The sequence below is a fragment of the Bacillota bacterium genome (assembly GCA_012518215.1).
GTDB lineage: Bacteria > Bacillota > Dethiobacteria > DTU022 > PWGO01 > JAAYSV01.
In genome coordinates this window covers 1-22001 of record JAAYSV010000053.1, presented here as the reverse complement: position 1 = coordinate 22001, position 22001 = coordinate 1, and the positions used below count along the sequence as shown (strand labels likewise).

General features: G+C 49.3%; 17 protein-coding genes. All 17 read right to left on the bottom strand.

What is annotated here, in order from left to right; all coding sequences use genetic code 11:
• Nucleotides 1–83: 83 nt before the first annotated feature.
• Entirely contained in the window at nucleotides 84–1847 is a 1764-nt protein-coding gene (locus tag GX364_08775) for a formate--tetrahydrofolate ligase (protein ID NLI70941.1), read from the bottom strand.
• A 310-nt stretch (nucleotides 1848–2157) separates the two neighbouring features.
• Nucleotides 2158–4128, bottom strand: coding sequence for an ATP-dependent metallopeptidase FtsH/Yme1/Tma family protein (locus GX364_08770; GenBank protein NLI70940.1), 1971 nt, complete (start codon nucleotides 4126–4128; stop codon nucleotides 2158–2160).
• A 234-nt stretch (nucleotides 4129–4362) separates the two neighbouring features.
• Complete coding sequence (hpt, locus tag GX364_08765; protein NLI70939.1) at nucleotides 4363–4878, bottom strand: hypoxanthine phosphoribosyltransferase; 516 nt, start codon at nucleotides 4876–4878, stop codon at nucleotides 4363–4365.
• Nucleotides 4868–6304: a tRNA lysidine(34) synthetase TilS gene (gene tilS / locus GX364_08760; protein ID NLI70938.1), complete on the bottom strand. Its 1437-nt coding sequence runs from the start codon at nucleotides 6302–6304 to the stop codon at nucleotides 4868–4870. Before tilS ends, hpt begins: the two co-directional genes overlap by 11 nt.
• A gap of 109 nt (nucleotides 6305–6413) precedes the next feature.
• On the bottom strand, nucleotides 6414–8633 hold the full coding sequence (locus GX364_08755) for a SpoIIE family protein phosphatase (GenBank protein NLI70937.1): 2220 nt from the start codon (nucleotides 8631–8633) through the stop codon (nucleotides 6414–6416).
• Between the two features lie 362 nt (nucleotides 8634–8995).
• Nucleotides 8996–9376 (bottom strand): S1 RNA-binding domain-containing protein, encoded by a 381-nt coding sequence (locus GX364_08750; protein NLI70936.1) that lies wholly within the window; start codon nucleotides 9374–9376, stop codon nucleotides 8996–8998.
• Nucleotides 9377–9426: 50 nt separating this feature from the next.
• Nucleotides 9427–9723 (bottom strand): hypothetical protein, encoded by a 297-nt coding sequence (locus tag GX364_08745; protein NLI70935.1) that lies wholly within the window; start codon nucleotides 9721–9723, stop codon nucleotides 9427–9429.
• Between the two features lie 100 nt (nucleotides 9724–9823).
• Nucleotides 9824–10264, bottom strand: a complete 441-nt coding sequence (locus GX364_08740) for a hypothetical protein (protein ID NLI70934.1) — start codon at nucleotides 10262–10264, stop codon at nucleotides 9824–9826.
• On the bottom strand, nucleotides 10264–10557 hold the full coding sequence (gene yabP, locus GX364_08735; GenBank protein NLI70933.1) for a sporulation protein YabP: 294 nt from the start codon (nucleotides 10555–10557) through the stop codon (nucleotides 10264–10266). Before yabP ends, GX364_08740 begins: the two co-directional genes overlap by 1 nt.
• Before the next feature lie 91 nt (nucleotides 10558–10648).
• Nucleotides 10649–11638, bottom strand: coding sequence for a SpoIID/LytB domain-containing protein (locus tag GX364_08730; protein ID NLI70932.1), 990 nt, complete (start codon nucleotides 11636–11638; stop codon nucleotides 10649–10651).
• 140 nt (nucleotides 11639–11778) lie between these two features.
• Nucleotides 11779–12054, bottom strand: coding sequence for an HU family DNA-binding protein (locus GX364_08725; GenBank protein NLI70931.1), 276 nt, complete (start codon nucleotides 12052–12054; stop codon nucleotides 11779–11781).
• 81 nt (nucleotides 12055–12135) lie between these two features.
• A complete protein-coding gene (mazG, locus tag GX364_08720; GenBank protein NLI70930.1) occupies nucleotides 12136–12891 on the bottom strand; it encodes a nucleoside triphosphate pyrophosphohydrolase in 756 nt (251 codons plus the stop codon).
• Nucleotides 12892–13300: 409 nt separating this feature from the next.
• Entirely contained in the window at nucleotides 13301–14938 is a 1638-nt protein-coding gene (locus tag GX364_08715; GenBank protein NLI70929.1) for a polysaccharide biosynthesis protein, read from the bottom strand.
• A gap of 74 nt (nucleotides 14939–15012) precedes the next feature.
• Nucleotides 15013–15561, bottom strand: a complete 549-nt coding sequence (gene spoVT, locus GX364_08710) for a stage V sporulation protein T (protein NLI70928.1) — start codon at nucleotides 15559–15561, stop codon at nucleotides 15013–15015.
• A gap of 173 nt (nucleotides 15562–15734) precedes the next feature.
• A complete protein-coding gene (gene mfd, locus GX364_08705) occupies nucleotides 15735–19265 on the bottom strand; it encodes a transcription-repair coupling factor (GenBank protein ID NLI70927.1) in 3531 nt (1176 codons plus the stop codon).
• Between the two features lie 136 nt (nucleotides 19266–19401).
• Entirely contained in the window at nucleotides 19402–20253 is an 852-nt protein-coding gene (gene pheA, locus GX364_08700; protein ID NLI70926.1) for a prephenate dehydratase, read from the bottom strand.
• Between the two features lie 26 nt (nucleotides 20254–20279).
• Nucleotides 20280–21320, bottom strand: coding sequence for a 3-deoxy-7-phosphoheptulonate synthase (gene aroF, locus GX364_08695; GenBank protein NLI70925.1), 1041 nt, complete (start codon nucleotides 21318–21320; stop codon nucleotides 20280–20282).
• Nucleotides 21321–22001: the final 681 nt, after the last annotated feature.

Genomic DNA, 22001 nt, shown 5'->3' with positions numbered 1-22001 from the left:
CCAAAAGCAGAAGGACGCTACTGCCGATTCGCATCCCGGCCCTTAGCGTCCTCCATAACTGTTTGTTTATTTTTGAACAGGTTTTAGAACAAACCTTTTACCTTGCCTGTATCAACATCGACATCCACACGGCGATAGGCTGGATTGGCTGCCGTTCCAGGCATCAGCGAGATCGTTCCCGCCACGGGAACCACGAATCCCGCCCCGCCATAGGTGAGGATATCTCGCACATAGAGTTTCCAGCCCTTGGGCACACCTTTCAACATCGGGTTATCGGTCAGGCTCAGGTGAGTTTTGACCATGCAAGTGCCCAATTTCTGAATTTCGGGGTCTTTCTCCATCCGCTTTGCTTTCTCCAGCGCTTCAGCAGAGTATTCAACACCATCGGCGCCATAAACCTCGGTAGCAATAAGTTCAATGCGCTTGCGAAGCGGCGTATCCAGTTCATACAGAAACTTGAAGTCGTTGGGCTCATTGCAGGCATCAACAACGGCATCGGCAAACTCGAGGGCACCTTCCCCCCCGTACTGCCAGTGCTCAGAAAGAGCTACCCTGGCTCCGGCTTCCTCCGCGATACGGCGCACCAGATTGATCTCATTTTTGGTGTCGGTATGGAATGCGTTGATGCAGACCACCGGATTGATTCCCGCTTTCTTGATGGTACGGACATGGTGAATCAGGTTTTCGCAACCCTTCTCAACCCACTCCAGTTGTTCCGTAAGATATGCTTGATCCAACGGCTGGCCCGGAAGTGGCAGAGGGGCACCACCGTGAGCTTTGAGCGCACGTATGGTAGCCACAACGACGGCACAGTTGGGCTTCAGCCCCGACATGCGGCATTTCAAGTTCCAGAACTTCTCGAACCCGATATCGGCAGCAAATCCTGATTCCGTAATGACATAGTCACTCAGCTTGAGGGCAACGCGGTCCGCGATGATCGAGGACTGCCCGATAGCAATGTTGGCAAAGGGGCCGGCGTGAACAAATGTCGGCTGCCCTTCGAGCGTCTGCAGTAGATTGGGGTTGAGAGCCTCGACCATCCAGGCAGTCATTGCCCCGTCAACCTCGAGATCCCCCGTGGTAACCGGATTCCCACGTTTGTCGTAAGCTACCACGATTTTACCCATGCGTTCCCGCATATCTTTCAAGTCCCGGGCCACCGAAAGGATAGCCATGACTTCGGAGGAAACAGCGATGGCAAAGCCCGAATTCATCATGAATCCATCCCGCCTGGTTCCAAGGCCGATATTGATGTTGCGCAGAGCCTGGGCGCAAAAATCTATGATCCACTTCATTTCCACATTGCGCGGGTCAATGTTCAATCTTTTCAAATTGCTACGTTCCAGAAATGCATCCGTAGAATTGAATTCATGCTGAATTCGTGATGTAAGGGCCACCATGGCCAGGTTGTGAGCGTTCATGATTGCGTTGATATCCCCGGTCAAACCTAGGGAAAAAGGAGTCAGTGGGATACACTGGGCGAGGCCTCCACCGGCAGCAGACCCTTTTACATTCATGGTTGGCCCGCCCGAAGGCTGGCGAATGGTAGCGATGGCCGACTTCCCCCGCCTACCCATTCCTTGAGTCAACCCCATTGTGGAAGTGGATTTTCCTTCGCCAAGGGGAGTCGGGGTGATGGCAGTAACATCTATGTATTTGCCGTCGGGCCGATCCGCCAATCGATCAAGAACCTTTTTGAAATCTATCTTGGCCACGTAGTGACCATGTGGAAGCAATTCTTCCTTTTCCAACTCCATCTCTTCTGCCAGCTGGTAAACTGTCTTCATCCTTGATTCTGCTTCCTCGGCAATTTCCCAGTCAGCATATTTGGTAGGATCAAGTGTCATTTAATTTCCTCCTTTATTAAGAACAAATTTTTCCGATTTTTGATCTTTGCAAGATGTCGCCTTTACTTTGCCTTGCTTGCCTTTCCAAACGCCTCCCTTCAGGTCTTTATCCCATATTTATTAAGATTTCATACCAAATGTGGGCAATATTGATTCATAATTCTAATTTCTTCATAATTATTAATATTCCTGCTAATAAACAAGATACTTTTGATATTTTGTTGCATATTGCTGGCATCCCAAAACAAAAAAACCCTCTGTCCCGGGCAGCAAAAACCATGCAAAAAAGAAAGCGGTGATGAATTGTGGATCAATCATCGGGATCAAACGACGGGGAAATCGTGTCTTCGGTGTGTTCCGTATTTTCGAGGGGATGATCCTGCCCGATTCCCCCGGAGATATTTCTGAAGGAGCTCTTGACATTCTGAAAATTGTCTTTTTCCCTTGCTTTTCTTTCCACCTCTATCTCCTCGATGGTCTTTCCCTCTATGATGGCGGCAATCTCGTCAGAATCCAGCGTTTCTTTTTCGATCAACGCTGCTGCCAGTTCGTCCAGTTTGTCCCGGTTCTCTTCGATGATCTCCCGGGCACGATGGTAGCAACGGTCAACGGTCAAGCGTATTTCCTTGTCAATCGCTTTGGCAATATCTTCACTGAAGTTTCGATCATGGGCAAAATCCCTTCCCAGAAACACCTGATCATTTTTCTTGCCCAGGGTAATGGGGCCCAGTTTATCGCTCATACCGTATTCCATGATCATCTGACGTACGATGGATGTGGCCCGTTCCAGATCATTTTGCGCTCCGGTACTGACCTCGTTCAACACCACTTCCTCGGCCACCCTTCCCGCCAGGAGAGTACTGACACGATCCAGAAGTTCCGAACGGGTCATATAATACCTGTCTTCCTCCGGAAGCATCAGCGTAAACCCACCGGCACGGCCACGGGGTATAATGGAAACTTTGTGTACCGGGTCCGTGTTGGGAAGAAGATAACCAACCAGTGCATGCCCGCTCTCATGGAAAGCAACCAGCTTTTTTTCAAAATCGCTGATAACCCGGCTTTTTTTCTCTGTTCCCGCTACCACCCGGTCAATTGCCGCTTCGATTTCTTCCATGCCGATATACTGTTTGTTGCTTCGCGCCGTAAGCAGCGCCGCCTCGTTCATGACATTTTCAAGATCAGCCCCGGTAAAACCAGGAGTACGGCGGGCAATAACTTTCAAGTCCACCGTCTCATCCAGGGGTTTTTTTCGGCTGTGAACCTTCAATATCCCTTCACGACCCCTGACATCGGGATAATTGACGGTCACTTGCCGATCAAAACGGCCGGGGCGCAACAGGGCCGGATCCAGAATGTCGGGGCGGTTGGTAGCGGCAAGAATGATAATACCTTCATTGACATCAAAACCATCCATTTCCACGAGGAGCTGGTTGAGGGTCTGCTCCCTTTCGTCATGCCCACCCCCCAGGCCCGCACCCCTCTGCCTGCCGACAGCATCGATCTCGTCAATAAAGACGATGCATGGGAAATTCTTTCGTGCGTTTTCGAAAAGATCTCGAACCCTTGATGCCCCCACACCGACGAACATCTCCACAAAATCAGAACCGCTGATACTGAAAAAAGGGACATCGGCTTCACCGGCAACAGCACGTGCCAGAAGCGTCTTCCCCGTTCCAGGTGGGCCAACCAACAAAACCCCTTTGGGTATCCTTGCCCCGATAGAGATATATTTCTTCGGGTCCTTCAGGAATCCCACAATCTCTTCAAGCTCGGCTTTTTCCTCGTCAGCTCCGGCAACATCATTGAAAGTAACCCTGGTACGGTCAGGATCATGCAACCTGGCCTTGCTCTTGCCGAAATTCATGACCCGGCTGCCGCCACCCTGGGTCTGTTGCATGAAGAAAAAGAAAAGTCCGATCAGAAGTACGAAGGGAATCATGTAGGTCAAGGCGCTCCACCAGGGAGTGCTAACTTCACGAGCTTCAAACTGGATATTTTTTGCCTCGAGCCGCTCGGTCAGATTGTCATCGTCAGGTTTGGTGGTTTTTATTTTTTTTACCACCTTGCCATCAATTTCGGTTTCTTTTCTAAGCTCTGCCTTGATATCCATCCCCTCGAGGACAACCTTCCTGATCTCCTGTTTTTCGACCATGTCGATAAAATTGGGAATGTAATCTACACGCGGTATTTCTTCACGGCCCTGGAAATAGCTTATCAGGGCTATAACCACAATGGCGATAAGAAGATAAAATGTGGCGTGGCGCATGAATGGATTCAAATAATGTCCTCCTCAATGTGTGCATCCTGGATATTTAAAATCTGTTTTATTCTAACATATAAACACCGCCATGCAAACTTTTATACCCCTTTTCCATCATGTTGGATCGTGGCCTTTTTGAAACCGGCAGATCCCGTCAACAAACTTTTCCGGGCCGGGAGCTCCACACAGGACATGCGCTGATTGCAATACAGAAATTCAATCACCATCAAGCCCCCGGAAAACGTTTCCCCGCTAGATAAAATAGATATCAGGCAGATGACGATATTTTTCGTTGTAATCGAGGCCATAACCAACCACGAAATGATCCGGAATGACGAAACCCCGGTAATCCGCCTCGATGTCGATAAGGCGCCTTGCAGGCTTGTCCAGGAACGCCACGATTTTGATCGAAAGGGGTCTGCGCTGCCTGAAATTGTCAGCGATGAACTTCAGTGTAAGGCCGGTATCAATTATGTCTTCCACAATGATGACTTCCCTGCCCTCGATGCTCCTGTCCAGATCCTTGATAATCCGTACCACCCCCGAAGATTTTGTCGAGGCCCCATAGCTGGACACGGCGATAAAATCTATTTCCGAGGGAGTTTGGATATACCTGATCAGATCGGCAAGAAAAACCACCGCACCTTTCAGCACTCCAACAAACAATATTTCTTTTCCCCGGTAATCTTCATCTATAGCCCGGGCTATCTCCCGAACCCTGGTGTTGATTTCTGTCCGCCCGATAAGTATGTTTTCTTTACCTGGCAATTTTCATCCTTCCAATCTTCCGATCAGGTTTGAACTTTATTGTCAGCGCCCGCCGGGTTTCCGCTGTAACCCGGAAAGGATGAGCAATATCCAACCCTGTCACCCAAACGATATCAGTTCCGCAGACTACCAGGGGCAGGCAGTCCCGCTCCTGCCGGGGCACTTTGCGATCGATCAGATGATCTTTCAGTTTTTTTTGCTTGCCATCCATACCCAGGGGCCGGAAACGTGCCCCTGCCCAACGAAAAGTAACGACAAGGGGCAAGCGAAGCTTGTCATAATCCAGGTAAGCTTCCTTGCTGCTGTCGGGGGGCCACCTCAATCCCCGGGGATCTGCAATCGTTGTCGTGAAAACCCCCCCGCCACCGGGAATGGAAGTGTCGCCTGGCACGTTCAGAACAACCGTCTTCGCGGCCATTTTTTTCTTCCGGGGCTTTCTGGTTATCACCAATCCCAACTTTGAAATGTAAGCCCTTCCGTGACCGGGAAGCTGTGTTTCTTTCCCCGGCCGGGAATCAAGTAGCAGCTGCTCGAGAGCTTCGATATGTTTGCTTTCCGGGTAGAAGCCAACACCTCGGCTTATTCCCGCCCAGGCAACTCTCAAAACCCGTCTCCTGAGAGCGGGATGCAATTTCCGAACCTCCGATGCATCGATTACAACTGTTTCCCGCTCCCGTGCCCGGGTATATTTTTCGCACAGATGTATGGCTCTCCGTTGCAGATATGCCCCCTCTTCCCCGGCAAGGACAGAAAGGCGAAAAATAGCCTCGCCCACCCTTGGATTGTATTCTCGGGTCAGAACAGGAACAAGTTCAAGCCGGATCTTGTTTCGCAAGTACAAAGGCTCCAGGTTGCTGGGGTCACTGACATGATCTATTCCATTTTCTTCACAGTAATCCAGGATCTCGTCCTTGCTTATTTCCAGCAGGGGACGCACCAGAACAATACCCCTCCAGGGGCGGATGGCCTTGATACCGGCCAGGCCATCCAATCCGGTTCCCTTGATGATATTCATCAGGACCGTCTCCACCTGGTCATCACGATGATGGGCGGTGGCAATCCTGTTGACTTCAAAAAAAGAAGCCGCCTTTTCAAAGAATGTATAGCGGCAAAGCCTTGCCGCGGCCTGGACAGACAAACCTTTCTCCTGCCGGTACAATGCGGTATCGACCCGGGAACCATAGAAAGGAAGCCCCCATTTGCGGGAAATCGAACGGACAAACACAAATTCCCGGGAGGCCTCCGGACGAAGTCCATGATCCAGGTGGGCAACAAACAACCTGATACCCAGTTCCGAACGGAGCCGAAGCAGAACATGAAGCAGGCACATGGAATCGGGACCGCCGGAAACGCCTACCAGAACCCTGTCCCCTGTTTGAAAAAGGTTGGCATATTCGATTAATTCACGCACTTTGTCCTTGACCATCAAAATCTATATTCCCCTTGCATGAAAAAAAAATAAGCAATCACTGGCAGAGATTGCTTATTAATTTAATTAGAGTCAAGCGAAATTCCTTCTTTATATTTTTGTATGCTTATATAATCCCCACTTTTTCCTTTTTGAAGCCGCTTCCTTTCCTGGCCACCTGCCGATTCAGGGGGATTATACGGCAGGCTATCACCGTCATGTCGTCATGTTTGTCTTCAATCTCGCAGCGGAGCATGGCTTCTTCCAGAATCCTTCCGGCCACGATCTCGGGGTGATTGTATTCACAGTGATTGAGGAAGTTAGACAACCAGGCGTCCGAATTTCCATACACACCATCCGAGACCATGACATAAAGATCTCCGCTCTGGATCCCGATACTCTTCTGTTCGATTTCCAGATGCGAAAGAATGCCCAGAGGCAAGGATGCCGCGCCTATTTTATTCACATCTTTCCCCCTTTTCTGGAAACTGGGAGCAGCACCTATTTTGATTGACTCGATCTCACCTGTGCCCAGATTGATGAGCGCAAGATCCATGGTGGCAAAGAACTCTTCCAGTGTACGGAGCTGGAGCAGAGAATTTACCACCCGGATGACCATTTCTTTGCCAAAACCGGCCTCCAGCATCTTCTCGATCAGCTTGACCGCTGCTTTGCTCTCGGCTTGGGCTCGTGGCCCCTGTCCCATGCCGTCGCTCAAGGCCAGCACCTGCAAGTTTTCCCCGAACTCGAAAACGCTGTAATAATCTCCGCAGACTTTCTGACCTTTTCCCGGCTTCTGTGCTACTCCGACCTCCACAGTAAAGAGCGGGGAAACCCTTTCATTTGCGGATTGCAAGGGATTGGTCTTGACTTCTTCAGCCATCTCCTCCATGATGAGGGACACTCCCTCCAGCTGGCTGGAGACCAGATTCCTCTCCTCCGTCAATTTGTTTACCCAGTAACGGTTAGCTTTCCACACTTCTCTACTGCAGTTTATGGCCGTCAGCAATGATGCCGGGCTGCGGCACTTCACCCTGAAGTCGGGAGAAAGGTGGTATTCCTTGATCTCCCCTTCCGTCCGGGCCAACAGATCGATGATCCAGCGAAAATTCCGGTAAAAGTCTTTCCCCCAGCAACGATCCTTCATCAAGCATGTTTTGCAGGCACGATTCACGATATCATTGATAAACGGTGCCATCTCAGCTTCGATAGGACGCTGCTCATTACCGGTGATCTGGCTGAAATTCTCCGAAAGCTCGGAAAACAGGTTGGACAGGCGTTGAATTTTTGTAGCAACCTTGCCGAGGTATTCTTTCTCCACTTCACCCGCATGTATGGCCGTCCCCCGCGGTAGCTTCCCGGAAGCCCACCGGTAGAACACCGTGGGAATCAGAAGAAATATCCCCAATGCCAACAGATTGTCCAGCTGGTAAACCTCCGAAAATGCAGACGGCTCCAGCAGAGCGAAAAAAGGAAATGAAAGAATGTACCCCGATGCCGAACCCAAGCGCCCGAATTGCCGCATAAAGCCGGCCCAGAACCCGCTAAAAGCGAGGGATCCGATTACCAGGTACAGGTAGGGGTTCCCCAACCCCAAGATTATCCCCACGATTACGCCCATAGCGGCTCCTCCACCGGCACCGATAAGATAAGCGGACACCAGCAACAACAATTTGCTAAACAGACTGACTACGGAAATCCCGGCGATCTCCACCGTTCCGATTCCTATCAGCGCGAGGGAGAATAACAGGAACATGGCCAGGATCTCTTCCGAGGTTAAATCAGGACGATCCCTGATCCTGGGCAACTGCCCGACTACGTGCACGGCCGGCACCAAGGTTATGGACACCAGTAACCCGATTAGCACTTCCAATCCCAGGAATGCACCATCGAAAGCCCCGGTAATTCCGGAAACCAGTATGGGTGAAGATAGTACAATCAACAACACCACCGAAACAACCAGGGGGCTTTTTTTCTTCCACAGGCGCAGGCACAAAGCCTCCCAGACCCAGATCAGGAAGATGGCTACAAGGAGATGTCCTGTTGACAACCACCCCAGCACAGTTGCCCTGCCGAGCAATACCGTTGCCGCTACCAGATAGCTTTGTAACGGTTTTTCCCGCAACAGGACCAGCCAGAAGATGGCCCCGAAGGTGGCTACCTCTCCCATAAGGGTTGCCCTGCCGAGCAGAAAGCCGAGCATGCCAAGGAGGAGCAATTCTCCCCTGGACAGGGCCATTTCCTTCAAACCGGCAAGGCGCTCGGACAAACGCCACCGGATTTTTTTTAAACTCAATCGTTCATCTACCGTTATCGAAGATCCTGTATACAAGGACTCCTCCTTCAAGCAAACAACCTCCTTTCCTGAACGCCTGGAACCTCATTATAAATGACCGCCATCTATTTTAATGTCACAATAGGGCGGGTCCAAAATAATTTTTTCCGACAATAATTCCCTGCTTTTATCGTAATGGTGATGATAGTGCCATTTTTTATGGAAGCCGATTCAACAATGGCCATTTTTTTTGGCAATATCGGTTAATACTTTACGAAAATAGAGGATGGAATCTTTGAAAAACATTTTTTCTGCAGGTGATGATACGCGGCAATACCATTTCTTCCTGGCCTGAAACAATGGAGAGGCAACAAAAAAACCCCCTTGGGGGCAGACAGTGGTAACGCGGAAAATGTCCTGGAGGTTGTTGATTGTCAAGAATGATGGCGGTAGGAACGGTGCCCACGCCTTGGGTCATTGCTCCTTTTTATATCCTGCTGGCGTTCATCGCTCTCTTTCAAGAAACGGGATAACTTGTCTTCGAAAGAATGGTCCGGTTTTCTGGAAGGGACTTCTTTTTTTTCCTTTGCTTGCTTGATCGAAAGGGCCACCTTGCCTCCCTCGGCAGTTGAAAGCACCTTGACCTTTACCACGTCATCCTTCTTGAGATAATCATTGACATCTTTTACGTATGTGTGAGCAACCTCGGAAATGTGCACCAGCCCGGTCACCCCGTTGGGGAGGAGGACAAAGGCTCCAAAATTGGTAATACCCGTCACCACCCCCTCAACAATGTGTCCAACTTTCAACGACATGCTAAGAATATTCCTCCCTGAAATAATGATAATCTTCAAAAGCCAACCTGCTATTCACCGGGCCTGGCCAGGTCCAGATAACGGCGGGCCAAAAATTCTATGTATTCCTGATCTTGCAGGCGGATGATCTCCTCTTTGAGTTCATCATTCTCATCTTCCATCTTCTGCACTTCGCCGTTGTAACGGTCTCTCTCCAGGGCCAAACAATGGCAATGCCAGTAATATGCCACAGCAACAAATAAAAGAAAAAGGATGCACAACAGGGCTGCAAAAGCAAAAGAACGGCGCCCGTTCCACACCTTTTGTTTCTTCCCCGGAAAGGTAACCACAGATCTCTTTCGCCTCATCTTGCTCCCCTGGTGACAGAATTTCCTGATTCATTTACTATTTCTATCCGGTTGCCCCAAAGTCCTGCATATCATAAATGATTTCTTCCATTAAACATATTCAAACATCATTATTTCTTCGCAACATATTGAAAATGGCCTGCCCCGCAGATTTGAACGATCCGGAGAAGCGGTCAAAACCCTTTACCAGGAACTTGCCCAAATTGCCACCATGATGAAATGCCCGGCGCCAGAAAATAAGTAGATAGCGGCTCAACAAAAAATGATAGACCAGAAATCCACACGTGATCCCTGCATAAGCATAGAAATGAATTTCTCCCCATAAAATAACAAGCAGTACCGACACGCTGATTGCCGAAACTGCTATCCAGAAAAATAGGTCTGCAAAAAAAGTAGCTCTGAAAGACATATTGATCAGAGCCTTCAGGGAACGATAAAAATCCAACAAAAAACCCAGGACAAACCCCAACAGCAATGCTTTGGCAAAAAGAAAAAATTGATACCCCGCTGGAGAGATGAAGTAGGTATTGTTCATGGTCACTATTTGAACAGTCTTTCAAAAAATCCCTTGCCCCGGTCCCTTGCACTTGGTTTCTGATCCGAGTAGGCCAACTCCAGAATCATCCCCGCGATTCTTACCTCACCCTGGTCAAGATTTAGATGCTTGATGTTTAAATTTTCACCGCGTACCGCCAACAATCCCTGTTCGGTATCCATGACGACTTCCTCATCATCAAAACTATCAACATTCATTACCCCGGTTATCTCCATCTCCTCCCGGTTTTCCAGGGTTAGACGATGGTCAATCACTCGTGTTCCGTATTTCTCCTCCATCGCTTCCTTCCCCCTTTATCTTCTCCCATATAATATATTATGTCCGGGAAGACAGTTTATTCCATGTCAACTATAACCCTTTGAATTGGAATCACCAGAGGTTGTGAAAGCGAATGTCCCGGTAAAAGTAGCTGATGATATCTTCCGCTGCCTTGCCTTTCTGGGCCATGGCTTTTGCACCCCATTGACACATTCCCACCCCATGCCCATAGCCCGTACCTGCCATCAGCAAGTCAGGGCCATCAATTTCAATTTTGTCAATAAACGTTGAGCGCATCTCCGTGGAGCCCAATTTGAGCCGCAAGATCGGGGCCAGTATTTCTGTTTCATTGAAACCGATCCTCAATGCCCTCCCCGAAGGACCCTTTTCCAGAATCCCTACCGAAGAGATTGCACCCGGGTCATGACCCGTTTCTCCGGTTACAATTGTTCTTATCTCGGTTAGCGGGAATCTGGCCTTCCAACTTCCTTCTTCGGGATCGATAATATCCTGTCCCTTCCCTTCCACGATATGAATATAGGAAGGATTCCCTTCCTTGGGTCCCAGTCCTTCATAGGCCAATGCTGTACGGGGCCCGGCATAGGCATGAAACCAGGCTCGGATAAACTGATCGTCATGAGTAACAACCTTGCCGCGTGTTTTTCGGACCGCCCTGCGTACCCTGCTATTTATCTTGTCCGCATCGTAAGCTTGAAAGCCCTCGGGATCCGTGGAGACATGAGCAGCTTTCCCCTTCACCTTTTCCCCTGCAGCTATTCTATGCAATGTGTATGTACGAGCAATGATGGCCTGGGCTGCAAGAGCTTCCAGCGGCCAGAGATTGTCCATCTCCGCGGCAACCACGCCTTCGATGTATTTTTCAAAATCCATCGTTTCGATCTCGTCATCTTCATGCATGAATACTTTGATGGTCGGCTCTTCCCGTGCACCCGTTCTGATCTCCGCGGGTATTTCAGGCCCTTCTCCTCTTTCAGATGTACCGTGGCCGGGAAACATTTTGCAACCGCCACAACCCAAAATGAACAGGCAACAAATCAAGCAAACACCCTGGATAAACCTGCGTTGTTTTTTTGCATCCATTTTACTGTTTCCCCTGGTAATCCTGAATTTCAGCAACCTCTGCACTGCAATATTAGTTTTTATTGTTTGTAGAATAATATTCAATAAAAAAGCACCGCGAGCGGTGCTTTTAAGCAAAATATCAATTATGTAGCGGTACCTTACTTTTTAACTCTATCTTTCAGTCCCTTTCCAGCCTTGAAAACAGGTACCGTGGTCGCTGGTATGGTAATCTCTTCCCTGGTTGCAGGATTTCTGCCTTTACGAGCTTCACGCTTGCGGGTAGAAAATGTTCCAAAACCGATAACCTGCACCTTGTCCCCTTTTGCTAATGCATCGGTAATATTTTTAAAAACAGCATTTACCACTTTTTCCGTATCTTTCTTCGATAACTCCACCTCTGCAGACACGGCATTCACCAGATCAGACTTGTTCACGTGAGTTTCCCTCCTCATGGTATTATTGTTTTAATTCAACATTTACCCTATTCGATATAACATCTATGATTCCTGCCTGCCCTAGGCTTTTTTTGTTTTTTTCTTGATTTCTTTCCACCAACAGTCAAGTTGGTTCAGATCGAAATCAGCAACACCCCCCCCTTTTTCTTTTGCTTTCTCCTCTATACCGGCAAACCTATCTGCAAATTTCTTCGTTGCCGCCACCAAAGCAAGTTCCGGATTTACCCCCATGAACCGGGATACATTGACCAGGGCAAACAGAAGATCACCCAATTCTTCCTCTATTCTTTCCCTATCTCCCCCGTGATATGCATGCATAAGCTCGTTTCGCTCCTCTTTGACCTTTTCCAGCGGTCCCTCGATCGATTTCCAGTCAAAACCTACACGAGCAGCTTTCTCCTGTACTTTGAACGCCTGCATCAAAGCCGGCAAGTCCGGGTCAATGTGCATTATGCTGGCCTCGCCCGACGACCTCTCGCTCCGTTCCTCCTTTTTTATCTGGTCCCATTTCTTCTTGACTTCCCGAGTCGAAAAAATTCTTTGAGATCCAAAAACGTGCGGATGGCGACGTACCAGTTTGGTTATCAATGTATGAACGACATCATAAAAAGCAAAATGCTTCTCCTCCATGGCAATCTGGGCGTGAAAGACAACTTGCAGCAGCAGGTCTCCCAGCTCTTCCTGCAAGGATCGCATATCTCCCTTCTCGATGGCCCCTACAACCTCGTAAGCTTCCTCGACGAGGTAAGGCCGCAAGGAGAGATGCGTCTGTTCCCGGTCCCATGGGCAACCGTTCTTCTCTCTTAGCCTGCCCATGACACCGATCAATTCCGAAAGGGAGTGGTCCTCCAGCGGGGGAAGGTAAAGATAACCGGGAGAAAGCAAGGAACTGCAATGATGCAAGGCATATATCGGGCACCAGCCACCAAAAGACGTTTTTTTTCGGCCTGCCGGTATCTTGAGAATGGCTGCCGGGTAACGATCGGGATAAGCTTTCAACAGGCAAGATTGTATATACAAAAGGTGACGGTGCCTGCCCGGGATCTTCACCACCAGATTATGAGAAACCGGTTCCCTGAGCCTGGAAACGGATTGCTCGTCCAGAAAGGTAACCCCACCCGGAAACTGTCTGGTTGCTCTATCAATGTTACTGCTCAAATTCTTCTTCAATTTGTAGATTATCCTCTTTTCTCGATTCAAGCCAATTTATTATTTCACGTTTCTGCTATTTGATCAATCTCAATTTTCGTACCCATTGAACAAGATTGCCGCCGATACGGGGAATGGTATATAGATCATCCTCGGTCAACCAACCCAGATAAAGAAGAGCAGCGAAGTAGACTGCGGCGCCGACGAGAATACTGGCGCATGTAGCAATCCCGTTGGCTGCCCCGAAACCCAGTCTCGCGGATGAAACGGACAATACCAGGCGGTAAAAATAAATAACCGTTATGGACATGACCAGTACCGAAACGATCGGCTTGAAAAAAAGCGGGCCGATTCTGAACCGGTAACCTGTTTTTCGGGCTACCTGAACAATATTCAACACAGCCACGACAAAAAAACCAACCGTGGTCGAGAGAGCGGCCCCCCCGATATGAACGGAAGGAATGGCTGTCAAGATCCATGTGAGAACTACCTTTACCACCGCACCATAAAACATGTTGAGCACGGGGATGAGCGTATAACCCATTCCTTGCAGGATCCCGGTCGTGGTCAAATAGAATGAAAAAAAGATTATACCCCAGGAGAGAATGGACAGGGGATAAGCCGCCTCGGTGTTGTTGTACAACAATACCGTAACCGCGTTGGACAGCATGGGCAAGGAGAGTAGAAAAAGCCCCACCGCCGAAGGCAGAGCAAACAGAACCGTCAACCGATTGGATATTTCTATGCGGTTATGCATGAGGGGCCGGTTTTTCAAAGTATAAGCTTCCGATATGGCCGGCACCAGGCTTATGGCCAGTGCGATCACGATTACACTGGGAAAATACATCAATGAAAGGGCCATACCCGTCAACTGGCCGTACAGAGCCGTAGCCCTTTCAGTGCTGAAGCCGGCTGCATGCAGCCGGGCCGGAACAATGGCCAGATCCAGCAAGTTGATCAGCGGGACCATGATTGACCCCAGCGTTATCGGAATCGAGAGGCTTATGATACGCCCGATTATCTGCAACGTGGTATCCTTCTTGCCGCGATACGTTTGCCTGTGCGCACTTTCCAAAAAGTCTGACTTCTGTCGGTAATAGATGATGACCAGTACCAGCAAGCCGATCAGGCCTCCTGTTACCGCCCCGAATGCGGCGCCGGCCGCCGCATGCTCAAGACTGACCGAAAGGAGATAAATAACAAGCGCAACGGAAGTAATCACCCTTGCCAATTGCTCCATGAACTGGGATATGGCCGTGGGAACCATCTGCTGGTGGCCTTGAAAGAAACCCCTCATTGCCGACATGATCGTTACAAAAAAAATAGCCGGGGAGATGGCCAGGATTGGCAGATAGGCACGTGGATCCTTGGCTATATTGATCGCGAAATATCTGGCGCCGCAAGCCAGAACCAGGGAAATGACGAATCCGGTAATTGTCAATATTATCAGCGAAACCCTGTAAACACGATAAGCTTCACTGTGATTGTTCAAAGCCAGTTTTTCAGCCACGAGCTTTGATATAGCCACCGGGATACCGGCCGTGGAAATGGTAAGCAAGGTTACATAAACAGGATAAGCCATCTGATACAGCCCTATCCCCTCATCACCCATTAAAGCGGCCAATACAATACGCATGGCCGCCCCAATAAACTTCACCACGATCCCGGTAAAAGCCAGTATAACAGCGCCTTTGACAAAAGTGCCTCTTTTCAACGCTCTCCCCCGAAAACCAGTATTATAACATTACTACTATGGTTACCACCATTCAGGCAGAGTGCCAGAACCCCTTATTGTTCCATCTGCTTGGCCAGAAAATAAGCGGCCGTTTCAACAAGTTTGAGTTCCATTTCCCCCATCTCGGCACTCTGTTCCCTTGTACCCATTATCACCGCCCCGATAGGATCGCCTTCCGAAACAATAGGGGCAATTACTTCATGATAAAACTTGGACACTGCTTCGCCCTCCCTGTAGAAGGGGTGGTCGGCAGTGTTGTTTATCAGCGCGCTGCGGCGGTCTTCCATAACTTTTTCAATAACCGGGCTCAACGGGCGATTTACAAATTCCTTTTTTGGCGCCCCCGCCACGGCGACGATGGTATCACGATCACAGATGCACGCGACCCTGTCGGTAGATTCGTTCAGGGCATCAGCATATTCCTGGGCAAATTCCTCCAATTCCCCGATGGGGGAATACTTCTTTAATATGACTTCACCTTCCCTGTCCACGAATATTTCCAGAGGATCGCCTTCCCTTATTTTCATGGTTCTACGGATTTCCTTCGGTATTACCACCCGACCCAGATCATCTATTCGTCTCACGATACCCGTTGCTTTCATTGCTAGTCCCTCTTTTCTTTTATGGCTGTAAAACTTCTTTCTTATTATTTAACGATGCTGCCTGTTTTATGCAATTTATTTGCGGTGACCCTGGAACCGGTCGGATAGCCAGGTCCTCGCTATCCACCCGGCGGGGACTACCAAAATATTCATAAATTATAATACAAGACGATTCAAATAACAACCTTCCGGATCAGAACGAGAAAATCCTCCAGCTCCCGAAGATACAACGACTCGTCTTTATCCCGGGATGGTTTGATTTTGAGGATAACGTCATTGCCGGATAGCAGCTTGACCTTTCCGGGATAATCTTTGATCAGCCGCCGCAGTTTCAGAGGATCAAGCTCCCGTCCCCGGCCAAAGATCACGTTTATCAGTCCATTTGCATGGTATATGGAAACAATATGCAGGCTTGAAGCCAGAATCCGCAAACGGGCAACGAGCAACAAATTTTCAACTTCCAATGGTAAAGAACCGTACCTATCGAAGAGCTCCCTGCGGGTCTCATCAACTTCCTCCTGCGAATTCAAGGCATAAATACGTTGATACAGCTCGATTTTCTGTTCCTGATCAGGTATGTATCCGGTAGGGAGAAAAGCACTGATTTTTAAATCCAGTCGTGGATTTACTGCAGGAACAACTTTTTCACCTTTGCGGGTTCTTACCGCCTCTTCCAGCATCCGACAGTAGAGTTCAAAGCCCACGTCCGCAATAAAACCATGCTGTTCCGGACCAAGAATGTTGCCGGCCCCCCTTATTTCCAGATCGCGAAGGGCCACCTTGAAACCGGAACCCAGCTCGGCAAATTCCTTGATCGCCTGCAACCGCTTCTCCGCAGCCTCGGTAAGCACCTTGTCACGCTGAAAAGTAAGATAGGCGTAAGCCAACCTGTTTGAACGCCCGACTCGCCCCCGTAACTGATAGAGTTGAGCCAGACCGAAACGATCGGCATCATAGACAATCAGCGTATTTACATTGGGAATATCCAATCCTGCTTCAATAATGGTGGTAGATAGCAAAACATCGTATTCCCCCTCAATAAATTCATTCATGATCCTTTCCAGCTTCGATTCTTCCATCTGCCCGTGCGCAACGGCTATCCTGGCCTCCGGCACCAGTTCCCGAAGATTCTGTGCCCACTTTTCGATATGCTGCACCCGATTGAACACATAATATACCTGCCCTCCACGCCCCATTTCACGCCGGACAGCTTCCCGGACAACCTGGTCGGAATATTCAAGAACATAGGTCTGAACGGGGTAGCGGTTTTCCGGTGCGGTTTCAATCACGCTCAGATCTCTTGCCCCTACAAGCGACATGTGTAGAGTACGGGGTATGGGCGTGGCTGTCAATGTCAGCACATCAACATCCAGGCGTATCTTTTTCAATTTTTCCTTGTGGCGAACACCAAAACGATGTTCTTCATCGATCACGATCAACCCAAGATCCTTGAAGCGCACATCACCGGAAAGAAGACGGTGCGTGCCAACCATGATATCGATGTTGCCTTCAGAAAGATCCTTTATCCGTTCCCTCTGCCTGGTAACTGATAGAAAACGGCTCAGGAATGAAACTTTGATGGGAAAATAGGAAAACCTTTCACTGAAATTGCGGTAATGTTGCTGTGCCAGAATCGTTGTGGGGGTCAGTATTGCAACCTGTTTCCCTTCCATTACGACATTGAAAGCCGCCCTCATGGCCACCTCTGTTTTGCCATACCCCACGTCCCCGCAAAGCAATCGATCCATCGGCTTGCCCCGGGCCAGATCATTCCTTACTTCTTCTATAGTTTGCAGTTGGTCAACGGTTTCCTCATAGGGAAAGTAAGAATCGAATTCCGATTGCCATGGATGTGGGATCCGGTACGGGTAGCCCTCCAGGGAACTTCGAGCAGCATAGATGGAGATCAATTCCTCGGCAAGTTTTTCTACCGATGCTTTGACCCTGCCCTTTGTACGGTTCCAATCGCTGCTGCCCAACCGCTGAAGCCTGGGTATTTTCCCCTCAACACCGATGTATTTCCGGATCAAGTCGATCTGTTCCACGGGAACATACAGTTTGTCCTTTCCCGCATAGCGGATATCAAGATAGTCTTTCTTGATTCCTTCAATTTCCAGCGTCCGAACACCAAGATATTTCCCGATCCCATGCTGGTTATGCACCACATAATCCCCGACAGCCAGTTCACGATAATGGCGGAGTTGCAAACCTTCCTCCCTGCTTGCCAACCTTTTTCTTTTCTTCCTTCTGGGAAAAAGGTTCTGTTCGGTAACAAAGACGGTACGCAATGAGGGAATAACAAACCCGTTATTTAAACTACCGATTGTAATCTGTGGAACGGACCGGTCCATGGAAAGCATTCCTCTGGAAAAGGCTTCCTGGACAACAAATTCCTGCTCTTTGAGGTGAAGAAAAAGCATTTCCGCTCGTTGCGAGGATGAACCGAGAAAATAAACATCGTACCCTTCTTTTTTCCATTCCCCGAGTTCCCCATGGAGCAGATCCCACTGTCCATAATAGTTGGGAATATCCTTGGCTGAAAAATTGAAAGACCTCTTGCGGAAGACCCTGGCCCCCGCCGTTTTGAAGAGGGACAAGAAAAGACAGGGATTTTTCAGGCGTGCCACCAGTTCGTCATAAGACCAGGTGAGGCTTGTTTCTGCACATAATGCATCTCCCTGTACAAGCAACCCGCTCTGAAAATCGTTGCCGCGGTCCAACAATTCCTTCGCTGCCGCCTCGACCCGGGCGGGATCGTCAAAAATGAGCAGGGAACTTTCATGGATATAGTCCAACAGGCTTTCCCCCCGGGCATAGAAATAGGAAAAATACCCGTAAAGATCCTCCTCCAGTACAGGCTGATCCAGTATCCTTTCCATATGCCGTTCAACCTTCTCCCTCAGCTTTCCTGCGGTCCCCCCCCGGAGGCCCAATTTGTTTTCTGCCCGCTGCAGACCTTCCCTGATCTTCTCCAACCCCCTGTGCCGATCAGTTTCAGCCAGAAGTACCTCCGCAGCCGGGTATATCCTGATCGCCTTCATTGTATCCAGGGAACGTTGTGTAACACGATCAAATGTCCGTATGGATGTCACGGTATCATCATATAATTCCATCCTTACAGGGTTTTCCCGGCCCGGCGGGAAAAAATCGATTATATCACCGCGTACACTGAATTGAGCCTTCTCCTCGATAAGCGGAACCCTCTCGTACCCCAGATTGGCAAAACTTTCGATCAATTCTTCGCGGTCAACGTGCATGTTCAGGCGCAGGGAAATGATCCGGCCAAACCATATATGGGAAGGCATCATCCTGTAAACGACGGCGCCGAGGGGCACCACGAAAATCAACTTCTCCCCCTCCGCCATCTTTTCCATGGCTTCCATCCGCAACGCCCAGTTTTCGCGGCTCTTCCCCAGCATCCCTTCGGCGATAACAAGATCACGGTTGGCAAGCAATTTCACTTCTTCCTCGGGCAAAAATGCCAACAGATCTTCATAAATTCTTTCAGCCCGCAGGGAATCATGGGCTACGATGAATACAGGCCCATCCCAACGTTCGTAAAGGGCCGCATGCAGATAAGCCCGCTGGCTACCTTCAAGGCCACTGGCCAACACCTTTCCGGTAGGTTTCTCATGGAGAGCCAGGATGAGGTTTTCAAATTCCTCGTTTCTTTCCCAGGCCCCAAGAAGGGGTCTCAAACGCATCGTCCATCCTCCTGCAATCATCATCTTCCCCGGAACAAACAACATGGTAACGGCATCCGTTGCAAAACATGCCCGCATCCCATCATGGCATCGATGCTTTTTCTTTGGGTTACAATATATTATTATACCTTATCGGTTATGAAATTAAATTGAGAGAGGGGTAAGAGCCGAGCATTTTGAGAAAAACAACCCTGTCCGATAATTCCTCAAGAAGCCTTCCGATCTTCGTCTCCCGGCGATGGCCTTCGAAATCAATAAAAAAAAGGTATTCGCCCAAAGTCCTGCGTGCCGGGCGTGATTCGATACGGGTCAGATTGATATCTTTTGCAGCAAAAAGACCCAGGATATTGAAGAGGCTACCCGGGCCGTCCTTGATAGACAGAACAATCGAGGTCTTGTCGCCCCCGGTAAAAGGATGGTCATCGGGGGAGATAACCACAAACCTGGTCACATTGTCATGCTTTGCCTCCTCGTTCCCATCCTGTATAGCCGATGAGAGGATGTTTAAACCGAAAATTCCCGCTGCCCTGCGGGTAGCTATGGCCGCCCTGTTCCCTCCCAACAAGGCCACGATTCTGGCCGCAGCGGCCGTACTGTCCATGGACACATAACTTGCAGCACCAAGTTTCTCTTTCAAAAATACACGGCATTGCGAAAAAGCCTGTAGATGGGAATACACCTCTTCGATGCCATCCATACGGGCCCCTTCCGGTGCCAGCAGGCAGTGAGATACGGGGTACAGAAGTTCCTGATAGATATAAACGCCTTCGTTCCGCACCAGCGCATCCAGGGTAATATTTACGCTTCCTTCCAGGGAGTTTTCGATGGGCACGACCCCCTGGGCAAGAATTCCGGCAGCTACATCTTCTATGACCCGATCAATAGTAGCATATTCCCTGAGGTGCTGGTTCCGATCGTGACTGTAAAGCAAGGCCGCTTCTTCCGTGAACGTACCCTGCGGACCCAAAAAACCCAGACAATTATCCATCTGCCCTGGATGCCTCCTTTTCACCATCAATTGCAGACACAGGCCGGGGGTACGACCATCTTTCTTCCGACCGCCTCCGCTACCGGGGGCAACTGCTTCATCATCAGACGAAAATTTTTCAACGTCAACGACTGTGACCCGTCGCAGAGGGCTTCCCCGGGATTGTAATGTACTTCCACGATTATCCCGTCAGCCCCGGCAGCAAGAGCCGCCTTGGCCAGGGGAAGAACCAAACTCCATTCCCCCGCGCTATGGCTGGGATCGACGATGATTGGCAGATGGGAAAGTTTTTTCACAATGGGGATGGAACTTATGTCCAATGTATTGCGTGTGTAGTTTTCAAAAGTTCTGATCCCCCTCTCACACAGTATGACACGGTAATTGCCTTCATTCAGAATGTATTCTGCTGCCATCAGCCATTCCTCGATTGTGGAGGCCAGCCCCCTCTTCAGCAGAATCGGCTTCTGGCATCGTCCCAGCTCTTTCAGCAACGCATAGTTCTGCATATTCCTTGCTCCAACCTGGATAATGTCGGCATAAGCATCAATCAGTTCAATGTCCCCTGGGGTTATTGCCTCCGTAACAATTTTCATCCCTGTTTTCTTTCTTACCTCGGCCATGAATTTCAGTCCTTCCTTTTCCAACCCCTGAAAACTGTAAGGCGAGGATCGCGGTTTGTATGCACCACCACGTAAAAAATGGGCACCTCCTTCCTTGACCCCTGCAGCGGTCTTGCAGATCTGATCCAAACTTTCGACCGCACAAGGCCCGGCTATTACTACAATTTCCTCTCCCCCGATGGTAATATCACCCACATCGATGGTAGTATTCTCCTGCTTGGCTTCCCGGCTTACCAGTTTGTAGGGAACCATTATATTGACTACCTTTTCAACCCCCGGCATCGTCTCCAACCCTGTCGGTACCGGATGATTTTCACGTCCTATAGCACCGATCACCAGCCGTTCCGTGCCATAGATAAGGTGGGTTCTGTATCCTCGTTGATGTAGTTTTTCCTTGACCTGTTCGACCTGTTTTTCTCCGACATCAAGCTTCATTACAATAATCATGCTTCTCCCCCTCCGTTTTTCCTTGCTTTGATAATTTACGGGCATGAACTGTTGGAATGGGAACCGCCCGTCAAGCCGACAAAGAAGCTGAAATATCAGCCCCGGTTACCGAAACAATCACTCGTAATTCCCACCGCATACGATCACCACCTGCCCTCGCCTTTTGCCGCATAAATAAAAAAAGCCCCTGCCCCCATAGGGGCGTGAGACTTCTGGCTTCCGCTATACCACCCTATCAACCTTTTTCCGGTTTTCTGATTATCCAGTACGGGAACAGCCAACGACATACTGCTCCTTATACCGGCTTCTTGATAACGGTGAAGAACCCGTCCCGACCTACTTGCCCGTCATAAACGAGTTTCAATCGGCAGCTCGGGGGCGAACTTCAAACAGTATCTTTACCGCGGGACTTTCAGCCGCTGATCCCGCGTCTCTGCTGAAAAAATATCTGCCCTACTTTTCCCCGTCATGGCTTTTACTCGATATGTTTTGTTCGGATGATTTTAACACATGCACCATTCTATGTCAATACATTGAATTTATTCATGGCTGCATAGAGTGATTCACATGCGATAATGTCCCATTAGAAGACAAGGGAAAATGTCCCGGTTTTTAGAAAGTTACCTCGTATTGATTTTATTAAAACGAGGTGAATCTGATGAGAAAGGTTGAGCTAAATAT